The organism is Streptomyces boetiae, from assembly GCF_031845405.1.
GTDB lineage: Bacteria > Actinomycetota > Actinomycetes > Streptomycetales > Streptomycetaceae > Streptomyces > Streptomyces boetiae.
The window spans coordinates 82,287-96,525 of sequence record NZ_JAVREN010000013.1; the positions used below are offsets into that span (position 1 = coordinate 82,287).

16 protein-coding genes and 1 tRNA gene are annotated in these 14,239 nt (G+C 74.1%); 13 read left to right on the forward strand and 4 right to left on the reverse strand.

The window, feature by feature from the left end:
- The first annotated feature begins 110 nt into the window (after positions 1 to 110).
- The 8 genes from RM780_RS11690 to RM780_RS11725 all read left to right on the forward strand — a co-directional run bounded on the left by RM780_RS11690 (position 111) and on the right by RM780_RS11725 (position 7,518).
- Entirely contained in the window at positions 111 to 1,394 is a 1,284-nt protein-coding gene (locus RM780_RS11690) for a glutamate-5-semialdehyde dehydrogenase (protein ID WP_311630571.1), read from the forward strand.
- A gap of 50 nt (positions 1,395 to 1,444) precedes the next feature.
- The gene (locus RM780_RS11695; protein ID WP_311630572.1) at positions 1,445 to 2,185 is read left to right on the forward strand and encodes an SCO2584 family spore wall biosynthesis protein; all 741 of its coding nucleotides are present in this window, start codon (positions 1,445 to 1,447) and stop codon (positions 2,183 to 2,185) included.
- Between the two features lie 125 nt (positions 2,186 to 2,310).
- Entirely contained in the window at positions 2,311 to 3,378 is a 1,068-nt protein-coding gene (locus RM780_RS11700) for an SCO2583 family membrane protein (RefSeq protein WP_311630573.1), read from the forward strand.
- Positions 3,379 to 3,714: 336 nt separating this feature from the next.
- Positions 3,715 to 3,885, forward strand: a complete 171-nt coding sequence (locus RM780_RS11705; RefSeq protein WP_311630574.1) for a hypothetical protein — start codon at positions 3,715 to 3,717, stop codon at positions 3,883 to 3,885.
- A gap of 12 nt (positions 3,886 to 3,897) precedes the next feature.
- Positions 3,898 to 4,533: a nicotinate-nucleotide adenylyltransferase gene (gene nadD, locus RM780_RS11710; protein WP_311630575.1), complete on the forward strand. Its 636-nt coding sequence runs from the start codon at positions 3,898 to 3,900 to the stop codon at positions 4,531 to 4,533.
- Positions 4,534 to 4,553: 20 nt separating this feature from the next.
- On the forward strand, positions 4,554 to 6,341 hold the full coding sequence (locus RM780_RS11715) for a LytR C-terminal domain-containing protein (RefSeq protein ID WP_311630576.1): 1,788 nt from the start codon (positions 4,554 to 4,556) through the stop codon (positions 6,339 to 6,341).
- Positions 6,342 to 6,442: 101 nt separating this feature from the next.
- Positions 6,443 to 6,871 carry a ribosome silencing factor gene (gene rsfS, locus RM780_RS11720; RefSeq protein WP_311630577.1) on the forward strand — a complete coding sequence of 143 codons (429 nt, stop codon included), beginning with the start codon at positions 6,443 to 6,445 and terminating at the stop codon, positions 6,869 to 6,871.
- On the forward strand, positions 6,868 to 7,518 hold the full coding sequence (locus RM780_RS11725) for a histidine phosphatase family protein (RefSeq protein WP_311630613.1): 651 nt from the start codon (positions 6,868 to 6,870) through the stop codon (positions 7,516 to 7,518). The genes rsfS and RM780_RS11725 overlap by 4 nt, the downstream gene beginning before the upstream one ends.
- 291 nt (positions 7,519 to 7,809) lie before the next feature.
- Here RM780_RS11725 and RM780_RS11730 read toward each other — a convergent pair whose 3' ends face one another.
- The gene (locus RM780_RS11730) at positions 7,810 to 8,724 is read right to left on the reverse strand and encodes a helix-turn-helix transcriptional regulator (protein ID WP_394812938.1); all 915 of its coding nucleotides are present in this window, start codon (positions 8,722 to 8,724) and stop codon (positions 7,810 to 7,812) included.
- 119 nt (positions 8,725 to 8,843) lie between these two features.
- Here RM780_RS11730 and RM780_RS11735 point away from each other — a divergent pair, with 119 nt between their 5' ends.
- The 3 genes from RM780_RS11735 (at position 8,844) to RM780_RS11745 (ending at position 10,984) form a co-directional block, all read left to right on the forward strand.
- Positions 8,844 to 10,352: an MFS transporter gene (locus RM780_RS11735; RefSeq protein WP_311630578.1), complete on the forward strand. Its 1,509-nt coding sequence runs from the start codon at positions 8,844 to 8,846 to the stop codon at positions 10,350 to 10,352.
- A 221-nt stretch (positions 10,353 to 10,573) separates the two neighbouring features.
- Positions 10,574 to 10,807, forward strand: a complete 234-nt coding sequence (locus tag RM780_RS11740; protein WP_120760294.1) for a hypothetical protein — start codon at positions 10,574 to 10,576, stop codon at positions 10,805 to 10,807.
- A gap of 104 nt (positions 10,808 to 10,911) precedes the next feature.
- Positions 10,912 to 10,984: transfer RNA gene (locus tag RM780_RS11745), tRNA-Ala, on the forward strand.
- 67 nt (positions 10,985 to 11,051) lie between these two features.
- On the opposite strand, the gene RM780_RS11750 is transcribed toward RM780_RS11745, so the two are convergent.
- The 3 genes from RM780_RS11750 to RM780_RS11760 are packed head-to-tail and all read right to left on the reverse strand — an operon-like array spanning position 11,052 to position 13,352.
- The gene (locus RM780_RS11750; RefSeq protein WP_311630579.1) at positions 11,052 to 12,254 is read right to left on the reverse strand and encodes a site-specific integrase; all 1,203 of its coding nucleotides are present in this window, start codon (positions 12,252 to 12,254) and stop codon (positions 11,052 to 11,054) included.
- Entirely contained in the window at positions 12,251 to 12,562 is a 312-nt protein-coding gene (locus tag RM780_RS11755; protein ID WP_311630580.1) for a helix-turn-helix domain-containing protein, read from the reverse strand. Before RM780_RS11755 ends, RM780_RS11750 begins: the two co-directional genes overlap by 4 nt.
- A 43-nt stretch (positions 12,563 to 12,605) precedes the next feature.
- Positions 12,606 to 13,352 (reverse strand): hypothetical protein, encoded by a 747-nt coding sequence (locus RM780_RS11760; protein WP_311630581.1) that lies wholly within the window; start codon positions 13,350 to 13,352, stop codon positions 12,606 to 12,608.
- Between the two features lie 159 nt (positions 13,353 to 13,511).
- Here RM780_RS11760 and RM780_RS11765 point away from each other — a divergent pair, with 159 nt between their 5' ends.
- Positions 13,512 to 13,757: a hypothetical protein gene (locus tag RM780_RS11765; RefSeq protein ID WP_311630582.1), complete on the forward strand. Its 246-nt coding sequence runs from the start codon at positions 13,512 to 13,514 to the stop codon at positions 13,755 to 13,757.
- A 150-nt stretch (positions 13,758 to 13,907) separates the two neighbouring features.
- The gene (locus tag RM780_RS11770) at positions 13,908 to 14,213 is read left to right on the forward strand and encodes a hypothetical protein (RefSeq protein WP_311630584.1); all 306 of its coding nucleotides are present in this window, start codon (positions 13,908 to 13,910) and stop codon (positions 14,211 to 14,213) included.
- The last annotated feature ends 26 nt before the right edge of the window (positions 14,214 to 14,239 follow it).

A 14,239-nucleotide genomic window follows, 5' to 3' on the forward strand; every position in this document is an offset into this window, starting at 1 on the left:
GCGGGGGCCCGGTCCCCCAGGGCGGCGGCCGGACCCGGGGCGGCGGCCGGACCCGGGGAGGGCCCCCGCGCGGGGGCGCGGGCCCCCGGCGCGCGGCTATCCTGCACCGCATGAGCAGCAGCAGCCCCGCCCCCGAGAGCCCCGTTCTGGCCACCGCGCGCCGCGCCAAGGAGGCGGCCGGGCTGCTGGCCCCCCTCCCGCGCACCGCCAGGGACGCGGCGCTGACGGCCGTCGCCGACGCGCTGGAGGCCCGTTCCGAGGAGGTGGTGCGGGCCAACGCCGAGGACATCGCCCGGGCCCGCGAGGCCGGCACCCCCGAGGCGATCGTCGACCGCCTCACCCTCACCCCCGAGCGGATCTCGGCCATCGCCGCCGACGTCCGCGACGTCATCGCCCTGCCCGACCCCGTCGGCGAGGTCGTCCGCGGCTCCACGCTTCCCAACGGCCTGGAGCTGCGCCAGGTCCGGGTGCCGCTCGGCGTGGTCGGCATCATCTACGAGGCCCGGCCCAACGTCACCGTGGACGCCGCCGCCCTGTGCCTGAAGTCGGGCAACGCCGTCCTGCTGCGCGGCTCCTCCTCCGCCTACGCCTCCAACACCGCCCTCGTCGCCGTCCTGCGCGACGCCGTGGAGAAGGCCGGACTGCCCGCCGACGCCGTGCAGTTGGTGCCCGGCGAGAGCCGGGACTCGGTCCGCGAGCTGATGCGCGCCCGCGGCCTGGTCGACGTCCTCATCCCGCGCGGCGGCGCCTCCCTGATCCGCACCGTGGTCAACGAGTCCACCGTCCCCGTCATCGAGACCGGCACCGGCAACTGCCACGTCTACGTGGACGAGCACGCCGACCTCGACATGGCCGTGCGCATCCTCGTCAACTCCAAGGCCCAGCGCCCCAGCGTCTGCAACGCCGCCGAGACGGTCCTGGTCCACGCCGGGATCGCCGAACGCTTCCTCCCGGCCGCCCTGGCCGCGCTCACCGAGGCGGGGGTGACCGTCCACGGCGACGCGGCCTGGCGCGCGGCGGGGACCGCCGCGGGCGTGGAGGTGATCCCGGCCACCGACGCCGACTGGGGGACGGAGTACCTGAGTTACGACATCGCCGCCGCCGTCGTTCCCGACCTGGACGCGGCCGTGGCCCACATCCGGCGCTGGACCTCCGGCCACACCGAGGCGATCGTGACGAAGGACACGGCCGCGGCCCGCCGCTTCGTCTCGCGGGTGGACTCCACCGCCGTGATGGTCAACGCCTCGACCCGTTTCACCGACGGCGGACAGTTCGGCTTCGGCGCCGAGATCGGCATCTCGACCCAAAAGCTGCACGCCCGGGGCCCGATGGGGCTGCCCGAACTCACCTCGACCACGTACGTCGTGACGGGGGATGGTCACACCCGGGGGTGAATTCCCTGGGGCCCTCCCTTCGTGGACGCATTCCGCCTAGGCTGGGAAGCGTGCCGGACGACGTATGGGGCCAGCCGTTCCGCGACGGCGACGGGCCAAACAGCGAGGACCGGGCGGCAGCCGACGAGGCGTTCGCCGCCGTGGTGCTCGACGACGACTTCGTCGAGGCCGCCGAGATCCACGAGCCCACCGCGGCCGAGCGGATCCTGTTCGCGGCGATGGAGCGCGCCGAGGCCGAGGCGGCAGGCGAGCTGGGGTTCTACCGGGACCCCGACCTCGACCCGGGCGACCCCGGGGACCCTCTCAGGGACGGCGATCCCCTCAGGGACGCGGACTCCCTCAGGGACGGGGACGAGGCCGGACTCCCGGACGGGATGGCGGGCTTCGGCGCCTTTCCCGCCCTGGAGGGCCTGGACGGCGAGGAGGACGCGGACGACGAGGGGCGCTTCGACCGCTCCGACTACACGCGCTACCTCGCGGACCTCCCCGAGGAGGACGACGAGCCCTCCTACGGCGCCTACCCCGCCCACGCGCGGTACGGGGAGGGACCCCCGGCCGGAAGGTCCCCGATAGCCGGGCCGGGCGGGCGGCAGGCGCGGCCCGCCGGCTGGCGCCCCGCGCGCTGGCAGCGGCCGGTGGCCTGCGTGCTCGCCATGGTGATGGGGATCAGCGTCATCGCCTTCGCGCTGATAGCCATTCAGCGCGCCGGGTCCTCCGCCTCCTCCCGCGAGCCCGAGCGCCCGGGGGAGGGGTACACGATCCAGGACCCCGACCGGGAGCAGAGCCCCTAGGGGGCCTCCTTCCGCAGAGTTCCGGGGAATGCCGGGGAGTTGAAGGCCCCGCCCCGCCGTTCCCGTCCGGAATTGACTGCCCTTGAGGGCTGTTTCGGCTCCCCGCGGCAACCTACGCTTGAGGGGTGGCCGGGCGCACAGACCCTCCCGAGGGGACTCCCGGGGGCACCCCGGGAGCCGGGGACGAGGAATACCGATCGACCGTCTTCGACGAGTCGTTCGTCAGAGCTGCGCGCATCGAGGAGTTCTCCGCGCGGGAGCGGCTCGCCGACCACACCACGGCCGTCCGCGCCCGCACGCCCGAGCCAGGTCCCGGCAGGGCGGTGCCCAAGCAGGGCATAGCCCTGGCCCTGATCATCCTGCTGGCCTTCGCCGCCGCGATCTACCTCGGCGCCAGCAACCCCTACGACGTTCCCCGCGCGCAGCCCGCGGGCCCGCCCGCCGCCGCCCTCGTCGCGCTGGCGCCCGAGGGCGAGGTGCCCGGCGACGCCGACCTCGCCGCCCTGTGGGCCGGCGCCCCGGCCGGCGGCCTCGGCGCCGGCGCCGGTGCCGTGGACCTGCCCGACCCGCGCGCCACCGCCCACTTCTCCCGCGAACAGGTCCTCACCGCCCTCACCCTCGCCAAGCAGTACGTCGTCGCCAGCGCCCTCACCCCCCAGGTCCTCGCCGGAGTCGGCGCGGTCCCCGTGCGGGAGCTGCTCGGCCCCGACCAGCAGCGGCAGCTCGACCTGGCGCTCGGCGGGCAGCACCCGACCAGCCGCCCCACGGACTGGCTGGTCCGCTTCGACCCCGGCGAGGCGGTGCTGGCCGACCCCCAGGTGCGGGTGGACGGCGAGCTGAGCTTCGCCGAGGTCGCCGACGACACCCTGGAGGTCGGCGGCCGGCACGTCTTCGCCTACGCCGTGCGCCCCGCCGGCACCGGGCCCGAGGAGCCCGCCGCGCTGTTCGTCGTGCAGCGGCAGGTGCGCCTCCAGTTCGGCGAGCAGGAGCTGCGGCAGCGCAACGTCGTGCTGCGCCAGGCCGACACCCTGGCCGGCCCGCTGGACTGCGCCGCCGACCACAGGGACGAGCTGCACCCCCTCCTCCCCGGCACGAGCGCCGCCCGGACCGCCCCCGGCACGACCTACGACCCCTACGACCTCACCGGCGAACGCGGCGCCCTGTGCGGGACGTTCGACCTGAACCGGACATGAACCGGACGTCAACCGGGTTTGATCCGAGCCGCAACCGGGCCTGAGCCGGCCACCCAGCGGACCCGAGGCGACTTGAACCGGCCCCGGAAAGACTCGAATCGGACCCGAGGCGACCAGGACCGCGCCTGAGCCGGCCGCACCCGGCCCGGACCGGCCATGACCGGGGTGCCTCCGGGCGCCCCGCGCGCCTTCCGCGGCGCGTCCGGGCGCCCGGCCCCGCCGCGGGCGGCCCTCCTCCCGCCCGCGCGGGAACGCGGGGGCGGGAGGCCGCCGCGCGGCGGTCCGCATACGATGACACGTACGATCCAGCCGTCGAGCCCCCGGACAGGTGCCCGCATGCTTCAGCTCACCGCCTCGCCCGCCGCCTCGGCCCTGAGCGCCCTCGCCTCCGAGGAGCACAGGGGCCACGGACACGACAGCCTGAACGCCTACGCCATCGGCGCCGGGGCCTTCGTCGCGCTGCTCCTGCTGCTGTGGATCACCACGCGGCTCAACCGCGACCGCTGAGGCCCGCCTCCGATGCATGACGGCATAGCGTGCGGCGGCAAGCGGCGGCTCGGCGTGATGGGCGGGACGTTCGACCCCGTCCACCACGGCCACCTGGTCGCCGCCAGCGAGGTCGCCGCGCGCTTCCACCTCGACGAGGTGGTCTTCGTGCCCACCGGCCAGCCCTGGCAGAAGGGGCACCGGTCGGTCTCCCCCGCGGAGGACCGGTACCTGATGACGGTCATCGCGACCGCCTCCAACCCGCAGTTCTCGGTCAGCCGCATCGACATCGACCGCGGCGGCAAGACCTATACGATCGACACCCTGCGCGACCTGCGGGCCGAGAACGCCGACGCCGACCTCTTCTTCATCACCGGCGCCGACGCCCTGGCGCAGATCCTGAGCTGGCGCGACGCCGAGGAGCTGTTCTCGCTCGCTCACTTCATCGGGGTCACCCGGCCGGGTCACCCCCTGGCGGACCCGGGGCTTCCGCGCGGCGGGGTCTCCCTGGTGGAGGTCCCGGCGCTCGCCATTTCCTCCACGGACTGCCGGGAAAGGGTGGCCCGCGGCGATCCCGTCTGGTATCTGGTGCCGGACGGGGTGGTGCGCTACATCAACAAGCGCGCGCTCTACCGGAGCCCGGAGGAACCGATGCGCGCCGAAGGCTGACCGACGGAAGGGCGGGAGCGGTGAACGACCGGCAGGATCCGTACGGGCCGGCCCACGGCTACGACGAATACGGGCGCCCGCTGTACGGCACGGTGCGCCCTCCCGCCCCCGACGGCAGCCGGGAGGACGACCCCTACGGGCCGGGCGGCGAGGACTACGGCCCGGACGGCGGCCCCTCCGGGGCCCCGGAGGGGTACGACCCCGCCGGGGGCTACGGCTACGGCGCCGCCCAGCCGCCCACGCGGCCCGCCCCGGGGTACCAGCCCTACCCCGACTACCGCGACCACCGCGAGGCCCCCTCCGGCCCTCCCGGCCCTGCTGACCAGGGACAGGGTCAGGGGCACGACCAGGGTTACGGCTACGGCGGGACGTACGGCGACGGCTACGGGGGGTACGACTACGGCACCGGCGAGCAGCCGGCCGTCGCCGACCCCGCGCCCCACCCCGCCGGACCTCCCGCCCAGCCCCCGCCGGACCTCCCGCCCCAGCGCGCCCCCGGCGGGGAAACGCCCGGACGGGCCGCCGCCCCCGGCACCGCGCCCGCCCCCGGCGCGCGGCCCGCGGACCCTTACGACACCGGCCAGTTCGCGTTCGTGGAGGAGGGCGCGGAGGACTCCCAGGACGTCATCGACTGGCTGAAGTTCACCGAGAGCCGCACCGAGCGCCGCGAGGAGGCCAAGCGCCGCAGCCGCAACCGCCGCCGTTTCCTGGCCGTGCTGCTCGTCCTGGCCCTGCTCGGCGGCACCGGCTGGCTGTGGGCCTCCGGCCGCCTGCCCGGCTTCGGCGAGCCCGGCGCGAGCACCGCGGTGGCCGAGGAGCGCGACGTCATCGTCGTCCACCTCAGACAGGCAGACTCCGACGAGACCGCCACCGCCCTCCTGGTCGCCAACGAGACGGAGGGCAGCGGCACCACCCTGCTCCTGCCCAACGACCTCTCCGTCACCACCGACGGCGGCACCGTCCCGCTGAGCCAGGCCGTGCTGGACGAACCCGCGGGCGCGGTGCGCGACGCCCTCGGCGGCCTGCTGGGCGCCGACATCCGCGGCACCTGGCGCCTGGGAACGCCCTACCTGGAGATCCTGGTCGACCTCGTCGGCGGCGTCACCCTGACCACCGACGCCGAGGTCCCGGGCGAGGACGGCGAGGAGCCCCTCGTTCCCCGCGGCGAGAACGTCCGCCTCGACGGCCGCGCCGCCGTCGCCTACGCCACCCACAGCACCGACGAGGAGCCGCCCGCCGCCCAGCTCAGCCGCTTCGGGCAGGTCCTCCAGGCGGTGCTGGAGCGGATGCCCTCCGGCGAGGAGGCCGCCATCCGCACCACCGAGGCCATCCCCCAGGTCACCGACCCCTCCCTGCCCGCCGGGGAACTGGGAGCCAGCCTCGGCCGCCTCGCCGGCTACGCCCAGGGCGACGCCTACCAGACCGTCCCGCTGCCCGTGGAGGAGGACGGCACGCTCAGCGACGCCACCTCCGACGGGCTCGTCGCCGACATCCTGGGCGGCTCGGTCAGCAACGCCGACCCCGACGGCGCCCCCCGCATCGCCATCCGCGACGCCGGAGGCGACGGCGCCGCCGCCGAGGCCGCCCGCGTCACCCTGGTCAACGGCGGCTTCACGGTCGTGGACAGCCGCACCGCCGACCGGAGCGAGCGGGAGACCCGGATCGCCTACGCCGACGAGGCCCACCGCGGCCCCGCCGAGGAGGTCGCCAGGACCCTGGGCCTGGACCCGGCCGAGGTCGTCACGCAGGGCGAGGGCGCCGCGAATGCCGATGTGACGATCGTCCTGGGCGGGGATTATGGGCAGTGACCCGAGTGACTGTCCGAGCGGCGTGAGACCCTGGAACCCCCGGGGCCGACCGGCCCGCCCGGCACGGCCCCGCGCCTGACCCCCGAGGAGACAGCCACACCGTGACCGCCACGGACCGTGCCACCGAGCTGATCCAGGCCGCCGCCCAGGCCGCCGCGGACAAGCTCGCGCACGACATCATCGCGTACGACGTCAGCGACGTGCTCGCCATCACCGACGCCTTCCTGCTCGCCTCCGCGCCGAACGACCGGCAGGTGAGGTCCATCGTGGACGGCATCGAGGAGCAGCTTCACCGGCGGTTCGGCGCCAAGCCGGTCCGCCGCGAGGGAGAGCGGGAGGGGCGCTGGGTCCTCCTGGACTACGTCGACATCGTGGTGCACGTCCAGCACACGGAGGAGCGGGTCTTCTACGCCCTGGAGCGGCTGTGGAAGGACTGCCCCGTCCTGCCGCTGCCCGAGGACGCCCGCGCCACCCGGGGCGCGGGCGCGCCGGAGGCGGCGGATCAGCCGGTCGGGGGTGAGCTGAGCTGAGCGCCCCCGCCGGCCGCAGGCGCCGGATCGTCCTGTGGCGCCACGGCCAGACCTCCTGGAACATCGAAAACCGCTTCCAGGGCACCACCGACGTCGAGCTGACCGACACCGGCCGCGCCCAGGCCCGCCGCGCCGCCCGCCTGCTGGCCAAGCTGAGCCCGCACGCCATCCTCGCCTCCGACCTGCTGCGCACCCGCGACACCGCCGCCGAGCTGGCCGCCCTCACCGGCCTCGACGTCGAGCACGACGAGGCCCTGCGGGAGACCTACGCGGGCGTCTGGCAGGGCCTGACGCACACGGAGATCCAGGCCAGGTACGGCGAGGAGTACGCCGCCTGGAAGCGCGGCGAGCCCGTGCGCCGCGGCGGCGGCGAGCTGGAGACGGAGGTCGCCGACCGGGCGGCCCCCCGCGTGGTCCGGGCCGCGGACGAGCTGCCGCCCGGCGGCCTCCTCGTGGTCGTCAGCCACGGCGGCACCATCCGCACCACCATCGGGCGGCTGCTGGGCCTGCCGGCGTCGAGCTGGGAGGCCCTGGGCGGCCTGTCCAACTGCTGCTGGTCCGTCCTCGGCGAGGGCGTCCGCGGCTGGCGCCTCCTGGAGCACAACGCCGGCTCCCTCCCCGAGCCGGTCATCGGCGACGACGTCTGAACGCCCGCCCGCGCTCGCGGGACTCTGGCCGACGGGCCCGGCCGTGGCCGTTCAACGACCGGGCCCACTGCGGGCGTTCCACACCTGCGACGCCCCCGGGCGCCAACGTCCCGCCGCATGGCGTGCAACGGCAGCCGCGCCCGCCGAAGGCACCCGACTTCCGCTCCCGGCCGGGGCCGTTCGGCGTCCGCGCCGGCCCCGGGCGTTCGACGGCCGCTCCCGCCCCGGGCCGCGCAGCGGGGACGCGCCCGGCCCGCGGGCGTTGAGCGACGGCTGGGCCCGCCGCAGGCGCTAGCGGAACGCCAGCGCGCCCTCCTCCGTCGCCGCCAGGCGCTCGATCTTCTCCCGGCTGTCCTCGTCCGCCGCCAGGTAGACCACCATCCGCGCCTCCGGCAGCCCGTCCACCGACAGGGACTGCGAGCGCAGCCGGATCTCCCCGACCTCCACGTGCGCGAACGTCTTCAGCCGCGGCCCCGGCGGCGCGACGTCCCCACTGGCCCACATCTCCGCGAACTCCGCGCTCCGATCCGCCAGTTCGCGGATGAAGTCCTCCCACTCCGGCTCGCCCACGTGCCCGCCGTACGCCGCCCGCAGCGTGGCGACCATGACCTTCAGCTCCGCCTCCCGGAACACCAGCCGGCACCGCGCGGGCGACCCGGTGAACAGGATCCACAGCGCGTTCCCCCGCGGGCGCGGCCGGGGCAGGGCGCCGGAGAAGAGGTTCCGGTAGGCGCGGTTGGTGGCCAGCACGTCGTAGCGGGCGTTGTAGACCACCGCGGGCAGCGGCACCAGCGCGTCGAGCACCGCCTGCACGTCCGGCCCCACCTCCGACTCCACGGCCGGCTCGGGCCGCGCCTCCCGCGCGAAGGGCACCTCGGCGAGCTGGTACAGGTGCTCCCGCTCCGCCGCGTCCAGTTGCAGCGTGCGCGCCACCGCGTCCAGCACCTGCGCGCTGGCGTTGATCGGCCGCCCCTGCTCCAGCCACGTGTACCAGGTCACCCCGACCCCGGCCAGCTGTGCCACCTCCTCGCGGCGCAGGCCCGGCGTGCGCCGCCGCGGGCCCGGCGGCAGCCCGACGTCCGCCGGGGTGATGCGGGCCCGGCGGCCCCGCAGGAAGGCCGCCAGCTCGGGCCGCCGCCGCTCCGCCGCGCCCCGCTCCGCCCCCGGGCCCCGCTCCGCCCCCGCGCTCCGCGCCATCGTCGCCATGCTCACGCCCCCAGCCTGCGCCCATCCGCCCGGCCCGGCCAGTTCCCAGCCGGATGCTGTCAGTACCAGTATCGCGGGGCTCTCGTTACCGGTACCGGAACGGGCGCACGCTGACGGGCATGACCACGACCCAGACACCGGCGGACCCGACACCGGCGGACCAGACGCCGGCCGCCGCCGGGCGGACCGAGGGCACGGGCGCCGCGGGGGGACGCCCGGCCCGGCCGGGGTGGCTGCTGGCGCTGCTGCTGTCCGGCCTGTTCATGGCCCTGCTCGACGTCTTCATCGTCAACGTCGCCGCCCCCACCGTCCGCGCCGACCTCGGCGCCTCCGGCGGCGAGCTGCAACTCGTCATCGCCGGCTACACGATCTCCTACGCGGTGCTGCTGATCACCGGCGCGCGCCTGGGCGGCCGTTACGGACCCGGGCGGCTGTACCTGACCGGCCTGGTGGTGTTCACCGCCGCCTCGCTGGCCTGCGGCCTGGCGGGCGCGGCCTGGCAGCTGATCGGCTTCCGCTTCGTCCAGGGCGCGGGCGCCGCGCTGATGCTGCCGCAGGTGCTGAGCATCATCCAGCGCTCCTTCACCGGCCCGGCCCGGGCCCGGGCACTGACCCTCTACGCCGCGGTGATCGCGGTCGGGGCGGCGGCCGGGCAGCTCGTCGGCGGGGTGCTGATCAGCGCCGACCTCTTCGGCGCCGGCTGGCGGCCGGTGTTCCTGGTCAACGTCCCGCTGGGCGTGATCCTGCTCCTGCTGGGCCTGCGGCTGCTGCCCCTGGAGCGTCCGCCGGCCGCCGAGCGCGGCAGGCCCCTGGACCTGCCGGGGCTGACGCTGCTGACCGCGGCCGTTCTCCTGTTCACCGTGCCGCTGGTGCTGGGGCAGGAGGAGGGCTGGCCGCTGTGGTGCCTGCTGTCGCTGGTGGCCGCGGCGCTGCTGGCGGGGGCGTTCGTCGCCTTCGAGGCCCGGCCGGCGCGGCGCGGCGGGGCGCCGCTGCTGTCCCCGCGGGTGCTGGGCAGCCCGGGCGTTCCGCTCGCGGCCGTGCGGATCTTCCTCGTCATGGCCGTCAACGGCGGCATCCTCTTCGCCCTTTCGCTGCACTTCCAGGCGCCCGAGGAGGCCGGGGGCCTGGGGTACGGGGCGTTGCACTCGGGACTGCTGTTCCTGCCCACGGCCGTGATGTTCGGCGCGGTCTCGCTGCTGTGGCGCCGCCTGCCCGCCCGGCTCTGGCCGTACCTGACCGCGGGCGGCTTCCTCCTCTCCGCGGCGGCGATCCTCGCCATGCTCCCGCTGCTGGGCGACGGGCAGGACGCGGGTGCGCTCGCGCTGCTGGCGTTCGGCGTCAACGGCGGGGCCAACGCCCTGGCGTACAGCACGACGCTGAACCGCTCCCTGGCCTCGGTGCGCCCGGAGGACGCCGCCGACGCGAGCGGCGTGACCGCGATGACCACGCAGCTGGGCATGCTGGTCGGCATCGCCGCCTTCGGCACCCTCTACCTCGACCGCGCCTCCGCCGCCGCCTCCTCGGCCGAGGGCCTGGCCGCGGCCCTCCCCGCCCTCGCCGCCGGCGCCGCGGCCGGGGCGGCGGCGGCCCTCCTCACCCGCCTCGCCAGCCGCCGCGGCCGCGCCTGACAGCCGCCCGCCTTGTGTATCGATCCCGTCTCCCTCGCCGGGAGACGGGATCGGAAGGCTTATCGCCCCGCCTGTGACGTGGCAGAATCGTCAGTGCGCCGGCGGCGGAGGGCTATGGCCGCAACCCAGGGCACCCCGCCCGGCCGGCGAGGATCGCCCGGCTCGACGGAGGGGTATGCCACGTGTGCACAGCCCGCGACCGAGGGTGGAGCCGATAGCTCATGGGTGCACACAGCAGGAAGTGCGACTGGTGCGGCGCCGGAACGCCGATCGTCCGCGATCTCCAGCCGGTGAACGCCGCGTACCAGTACTGGTGCGTCGAGTGCGCCCGCGCCCTGATCATCAAGGGCGACCCCATCGAGGTCTACCGCGAACTGGAGGGCGAGCCGATCTACGGCCGCCTCCTCGACGAGCACTGCGCGCTGAAGCGTTTCTACTCCTTCGCCAGCGTCTGACCCCCGCCGCTGTGCCCCCGATACGGATTTGGCAAACGCCCCCACCGGCCGTGTAGAGTAGGGCTCACCGCCGAGGGGGCAGCCCCCCGAAGCGGGACAGGCAAGGGGCTATAGCTCAGTTGGTAGAGCGCTTGCATGGCATGCAAGAGGTCAGGAGTTCAAGTCTCCTTAGCTCCACAGGTCAGAGGCCGCCTCCCTTCGGGGAGGCGGCCTCTTTCTCGTCCCTGAGTGACTGACTGCGTGACTACCGCGCCCGCTCTTGGGCGAAGACGCGGTCTATGGCCACCGCTCCGGTCTGGATGACGGGTCGGATCTGCTTTCGGTAGATCCTCTCTGTGGTGGACGTGCTGGCGTGCCCGACGAGCTGGGCGATCTTCTCCACCGGCAGCCCGCCCCGGTCGGACAGCAGCGACACGAAGCTGGTCCGCAGCTCCCGCGAGGTCCACTCGTGGGGGTTGATCCCTTCGGCCTTGGCGATGGCGCGGCGGAAGGCCCGCCGGACGTTCGCGGCATCGAGCTCCGTCCCCGCGGCGGAGGCGAACACGAGGTTGGCTTCGTTCCAGCTTCCCCCTGCCTCCTTCCGTTGCATTCCCTGCGCGGCGCGATGACACCGCAGAGCGGTGACGCAGCGCGCGGGCAGCGCGAGAGTCCGCCGTGACCGGTGAGTCTTCGTATCGCCTCCCGTCCGGACCGACCGCCAGACGGCGATGTGCGGCGGGACGGGCGGCTCGGCCTCGGGCTGCCCCTCCAGGTCGACGTGGTCCCAGGTCAGGGGCCGCATTTCCTCGGTCCTGGCCCCGGTGAGCAGGGAGAGGACGATGTACGCCTCCATCGGGTCGCCCTCGATCCCTTTCAGAATGGCCTTGGCCTGGCCATAGGTCAGCGCCTTGGATGGGCGCCCGGGCCGGCCGGGCGGGGCGGCGCACAGCGCAACGACGTTGCGGGAGACCTTGTCGCGTACCACGGCCCGCTGGACGGCCCGGCTGAGGCAGGAGTGAATTGCCTTGAGCGTGCGGGTGCTGAGTACCTTGGCTTTCGCGGCCAGCCAGGCGTCGACGTGGTCGACGTGCAGCTCGCGCAGGGGGAGGTGGCCGAGCGCGGGGAGGACGTGAGTGCGGCACAGGGTGGTGTAGTTGGCGACCGTGGCGGGGTCCTTGTCGGTGAGGCCGTAGCGCACCCAGTTCTCCACGGCCCCACCCACGGTGACCTCCGACTCCTTGCCCGCCTCCGGAATCGCGGGAACGACCTCGGCCTCCTCCGCGGCGTTCTCCCGGAGTTGCAGCAGGTGCTTGAGCTTGGCCTTGGCCTCGGTCTTGGTGCGTCCGCTGGCGCGCTTGACGACGCGCTTGCCGTCCGCGTCGTACCCGAGGCTGACCGAGGCGATCCAGCGGCGGCGTTGGGCGTCCCAGTGCAAGCCCCCATCACCCCTGCTGCGGCGGGCGCTCATCGGGGCCTCTCCGCCTCGCGCTCCAGGAGCGCGACGTACTCCCTGATGGCCTTGGCGGGGATGCGCCGGGATCGGCCCTGGCTGACCGTCCGCAGACGGCCCGTTCGGATCAGGTCGTAGAGGACGCTGCGGCTGAGGTTGAGCAGCGCGACGGCGTCGGAGACGCGGTAGAGCTGGGGCGCGCCGGCCGGGGGAGTGGGCTCGGCTCCCTTCGGCGCGCAAGTACCGTCCGGGTGTTCGGCGCAGTGGACCGTGACGGTCTCCCGCGCGGGGTCTTCCGGAAGTTGGCTTGACGGGAATCGATTCACTCGCGTTGCCCAGCCCTCTTGTCGTCAGGTCGTCAACGTATGTTTATGACGCTGGGCTGCTGCGTCGGGGTCTCCCGGGGCGCCGGTCGAGGGAGAGGCGGTCGACCTCGGCGAGCAGGGATCTGGCGTTGACCCAGGAGAGCCCGAGGCGGGCGGCGACGAAGTTGGGGCTGAGCGTGGGGCGGTCCGGTTCAAGTACGCGTACTTCCTCCAGCAGTTGTTCCCTCGTACGCCGGCCTGCCCGTCGCGGCTCCGGAGCCCCGTCCTCGCTGGTCGGCTCCGGCTGATCCTCGTATTCGACCGCCGCCTGCTCGGCCTCGTCCGCGTTCCGTGCGCGGGGTGTCGGCTCCTCGTTGGCCATGTCCACGCCGCGGTCCATCAGGGCGGCGACGAGGGCCCATCCGCCGCCGCAGGCGACGGCGGCCACGATCATGGCGATGATCGCGTCGAGCGCTTCGCCGTAGTAGAGGTGCGCGCCGATCTCGACGCTGTATCCGGCGACCGTGGCAGCGGCGCCGCTGCCGAGGATCCATCTGCGGCGCAGCACGGAGTTGAGCACCATGGTCGCCTCGCCGATGACGATGAACGCCTGGACCGCGACGGGAACCGCCCACCGCACGCCGGGCAGGGCTCCGGGCTGGTCGAGGTAGGCGTGCATGGCCATGACGTTGACCCAGCCCGTCCACACGGACGTGGCCGTGAGCGTGACCAGGACCAGCGGCAGAAGCACGGTGAACGCCGCGACGGCGAAGAACGCGGCCTGGGCACGCACCCGCTCGTGCACAGGCATAGGACGGTCCAGCGGGAGCTCGGGACGGCTGTCTGGGTGCACGGGCTGTCCTCCGTATCTGGGCTGAGGGGCACTTCCGGCCCGGAGCCGACCGGGCTATCCTCATTGTTGCGCAACATACATATGTTGCGCAACATGGGGTTCCCGTACGATACGGCCATGCCGAAACAGCCCGGAGGCCGGAGCGACCACCCACCCCGGACGGTGCGGATAAAGTCCGCCGACCTACGACGGATGATCGTCAAGGTGATGGGCCGCGTTCAGTACGGCCACGAACACATCCAGGCCGTGCGCTACCAGGACGCCCAGGCCGTCATCGTCCCAGTCGACTGGTACGAAAACGCCTGCCGCGCCCTCGGCGAAGAATCCCGCCTGCCGGCAGTGGACGACGAAACCGTCGACTGACTGCTTCGGGCTGATAGGGGCTCGGCCCGAACCGGGCCGGTGGCGGTCTGCAGTTCCCAATGGCAGTCTGCCCGCCGCCCTTAGCGGGACTCCTTCACTGTCGCCCTCCGGCTTGGCGTGCCCGCCAGAACTATCCCTGGAATCATGTCCATGGCAGATCTGCGCCACAGGCTTGCGGGCGTCTTCTGGGGTATTGATCGCGCTTTGGGGGGACAGAAACCCCCAACTCGGCTGCAGCAGTGGGTTGCCCGCCATCCGATCCGCTTGGCCCTCTGTGCCGCCGTCCCCGCCATCCTCATCAGTGCGCCCACCATCCGGACGGATGAGATGCTCGGTGACCTGCTGATCGTCTTGGCGGCGGGCCTGGCGGCCGGATCACTTTTCTTCCTCACCGCACACTGGGAGAGGCTGCGTCAGCGACGCCTCAGGCGCCTGGGCGTGTGGGACGGGCGCTGAAGCCTGAGCCGGGCTGCCGCGCCGGC